Raw genomic sequence first — 3,396 nt, forward strand, 5'->3', positions numbered from 1 at the left:
CAGCGGTTTTTCAGTCTCTCCGGCGATTCTACCGGCGGTCCGCAGGCGACGGCGGTCGACCAAACCATCGCGGTGGATCTGGAGCTAAAGCGGGCCCTGGGCTTCTACAAGACCACCGCCTTCAACGTGAACCTCGACCTGGTGCTGCGCGGCGCCGACCTGCAGAAGGTGAACCTGCAGGCCAATCTCGGTGGGGATCGGAACGTGTCGGTGACGACCAATCCGACGCCAGGCGGTAAGGTCATGTCGGTCGCCTTCAACGACCTCGGCACATTGTTGCGGCTGATGAATGTCTATCCCAATGTCGAAGGCGGGCAGGGGAGTCTGGTGGTCGAGACGATCAAAGACCAGAAGATCGACCGGGGCCAGTTCAGCCTCAGCAATTTTGCCTTCGTGAACGAAGCTAATGTGGCGCAAATCCTCGGGAATCACACCGAGTCCCGGCAGATGATCGCCCGCTCAAACAAGCTCGAGTTCAAGAGCGCGGAGGCTTCGTTCATCCGGCGGAAGGACCGCGTGGAGATCACCGACGCGGTGCTGGCGGGCACGACGGTAGGCGGTACGGCCCGGGGCTTCATCTACACCGATCAACGGCAGTTCGATCTGACCGGCACCTATGTGCCGCTGTTCGGGCTTAATAACGCGTTCGCCAAGCTGCTCGGGCCGCTGGCGGGCCGGGAGGGCGAGGGGCTCTATGGGGTGACGTTCGCCGTCAAAGGGCCGCTGGATAAGCCGGATTTCAAGATCAACCCGATGTCGGCGCTGGTGCCGGGCGCCTTCCGGCGCATGTTCGAATATCGCGCCAAGGAAATCCCGCGCGTCGAGTGACGCGGGATGTGCTCGATCGGGCAGTAGTTGGCGCGGACGATCATGATCTCCACATGATGGGGCGGAGGTACATGATATGTATGCACATATTCTCATTGCTACCGATGGCTCGGAACTTGCGGCGCGAGCGCTGGACCATGGGCTTGGGCTCGCCAAGGCGCTGGGTTCGGCGGTGACGATCGTCACCGTTACGGAGCCCACAGCGGTGCTAGGCGGGGGCTACGCCACAGTCGCGGGGATGACGTTCGATCCCATTCCCGAGTTGCTGGAAGCGCAGGAAACGGCAGCAAAAAACCTGCTCGCAACGGCCGAGAATGCGGCGGCGGCGGCCGGCGTCGTGGCCACGACCGCCTATGTGAATGACAGTTTTCCGGCGGACGGCATCATCTCAACCGCCAATTCGGTCGGTGCCGACCTGATCGTGATGGGCTCGCACGGGCGCCGGGGAATTGGCCGACTGCTGCTCGGCAGCCAGACCAACAATGTGCTGACGCACACCACGATTCCGGTGCTGGTGACCCATTGAGGCCGTTCAGACGGGCTTCAGGAGAGCGTGCTTCTTCTTGCCGACCGAGAGCTTGATGACGCCTTCGGGCAGGACGGTGGAGGCGCCGAGGGTGGCGCGGTCGTCCGTGGCGGCATCGTCGTTGATGCGGACGGCGCCCGACTGGACGAGCCGGCGGGCCTCGCCGTTGGAGGTGGCAAGTCCGGCGGCGACGAGCGCTGCGAGGAGGCCAAGTCCCGAGGAAAGCTCGGTTTTTCCGATCTCGGCGGTCGGCAGCGACAGGTCCAGCGCGCCCGCTTCGAAGGTGGCGGCTGCGGTGGAGGCGGCCTGCTCGGCGGCTTCGCGGCCGTGGACGATGGCGGTGACTTCGGTGGCGAGGACCTTCTTGGCTTCGTTCAGTTCCGAGCCGCCGAGGGCAGCGAGCCTGGCGATCTCGTCGAGGGGTAACCTCTTGAAAATCTTGAGGAATTTGCCGACGTCGGCGTCCTCGGTGTTGCGGAAGTATTGCCAGAAATCGTAGGGACTGAAGAGTTCGCCGTTGAGCCAGACGGCGCCGGAGGCGGATTTGCCCATTTTTTCGCCGGAGGCCTTGGTCAACAGGGGGGTGGTGAGGGCGTAGAGCTGGGGGCCGCCCATGCGGTGGCTGAGGTCTACCCCGTTGATTATATTGCCCCATTGGTCGGAGCCGCCCATCTGGAGGACGGTGCCGTAGCGGCGGTTGAGCTCGGTGAAGTCGTAGCCCTGCATGATCATGTAGTTGAACTCGAGGAACGACAGCGATTGTTCGCGGTCGAGCCTGAGTTTCACGCTGTCGAACGAGAGCATGCGGTTGACTGAGAAGTAGCGGCCCACGTCGCGCAGGAATTCGACGTAGTTGAGCTTCAGCAGCCAGTCTGCGTTGTTGACCATGATCGCATCGGTCGGGCCGTCTCCGTAGCGCAGGATGCGGCTGTAGACTTTCTTGATACTCTCGATATTGGTGTTGATCTGCTCGACGGTGAGCAGCTGGCGCTGATCATCCCGGAACGAGGGATCGCCGACCATGGAGGTGCCGCCGCCCATCAGGCTGATGGGACGGTGGCCGGTCTCCTGGAGCCAATAAAGCATTGTTACTGTTATCAGATTTCCGATGTGGATCGAGGTCGCGGTGGCGTCGTAGCCGACATAGCCGGTGATCGTCTCCTTCGCCGCGAGGGCATCCAGGCCCTCGGGGTCGGAGATCTGGTGGATGAAGCCACGCTGATCGAGAACGGTCAGCAGATCTGACTTAAATTTGCCCATGGACTGCCACGTAGATGAACGGTGTCTGAACGGATTCCCGCCTTCGCGGGAATGACGGCTTGGTGCGCTAGCGGCCCTTGCCCGCGGCGATTTCGGCGCGGCGGCGGTCGAGATAGTCAGCGCACCGCTCGGTGAGGATGTCGATCTTGCCCTCGTAGAAGTGGTTGGCGCCTTCGACCTGCTGCTGCTCGATGTTGATGCCCTTCTGCGTCTTCAGCTTGTCGACCAGCTTCTGCACCGATTGGGGCGGCGCGACGCGGTCCTTGTCGCCGTGGATGATAAGCCCGGACGAGGGGCACGGGGCGAGGAAACTGAAGTCGTAGAGGTTCTCGGGCGGCGAGACCGAGATGAAGCCCTCGACCTCGGGCCGGCGCATCAGCAGCTGCATGCCGATCCAGGCGCCGAACGAGAAGCCGCCGATCCAGCAGCCGCGCGACTCGCGGTTGAGGCTCTGCAGCCAGTCGAGCGCCGCAGCGGCATCGCTGAGCTCGCCCACGCCGTGGTCGAACATGCCCTGGCTGCGGCCGACGCCGCGCGAGTTGAAGCGCAGCACGGAGAAGCCGCGCTGGGCGAACATGTAGAACAGGTTGTAGACGATCTGGTTGTTCATCGTGCCGCCGAACTGCGGATGAGGATGAAGAACGATCGCAATGGGAGCGTTAGGGTCCTTACCCTGCTGGTAGCGGCCTTCGAGGCGTCCCTCTGGTCCGTTGAAGATGACTTCTGGCATAACGTCGTTTCCCTGGGCCCCGCCGGACACTAAGCGCATGGCTGATGCCCGC

4 protein-coding genes are annotated in these 3,396 nt (G+C 62.9%); 2 read left to right on the forward strand and 2 right to left on the reverse strand.

The annotated features are described in order from the left end of the window. Together JWQ89_RS19560 and JWQ89_RS19565 are read left to right on the forward strand one after the other, a co-directional pair. Nucleotides 1-828: AsmA-like C-terminal region-containing protein (locus JWQ89_RS19560; protein ID WP_299643809.1), on the forward strand; the 828-nt coding region annotated here is incomplete at its 5' end. 76 nt (nt 829-904) lie between these two features. After that, nucleotides 905-1,354, forward strand: coding sequence for a universal stress protein (locus JWQ89_RS19565; RefSeq protein WP_299643811.1), 450 nt, complete (start codon nt 905-907; stop codon nt 1,352-1,354). 6 nt (nt 1,355-1,360) lie between these two features. On the opposite strand, the gene tyrS is transcribed toward JWQ89_RS19565, so the two are convergent. Then, on the reverse strand, nt 1,361-2,614 hold the full coding sequence (gene tyrS, locus JWQ89_RS19570; protein ID WP_299643813.1) for a tyrosine--tRNA ligase: 1,254 nt from the start codon (nt 2,612-2,614) through the stop codon (nt 1,361-1,363). A 67-nt stretch (nt 2,615-2,681) separates the two neighbouring features. Beyond that, the gene (locus JWQ89_RS19575; protein WP_299643815.1) at nt 2,682-3,344 is read right to left on the reverse strand and encodes an alpha/beta hydrolase; all 663 of its coding nucleotides are present in this window, start codon (nt 3,342-3,344) and stop codon (nt 2,682-2,684) included. Between the last annotated feature and the right edge of the window lie 52 nt (nt 3,345-3,396).

Source organism: Devosia sp., assembly GCF_028290645.1.
In the GTDB taxonomy this organism is placed as follows: domain Bacteria; phylum Pseudomonadota; class Alphaproteobacteria; order Rhizobiales; family Devosiaceae; genus Devosia_A.

Coding starts and splice junctions, on each gene's coding strand:
- JWQ89_RS19565 (WP_299643811.1), top strand. CDS start 905: ATGTATGCACATATTCTCATTGCTACCGATGGCTCGGAACTTGCGGCG.
- tyrS (WP_299643813.1), bottom strand. CDS start 2,614: ATGGGCAAATTTAAGTCAGATCTGCTGACCGTTCTCGATCAGCGTGGC.
- JWQ89_RS19575 (WP_299643815.1), bottom strand. CDS start 3,344: ATGCCAGAAGTCATCTTCAACGGACCAGAGGGACGCCTCGAAGGCCGC.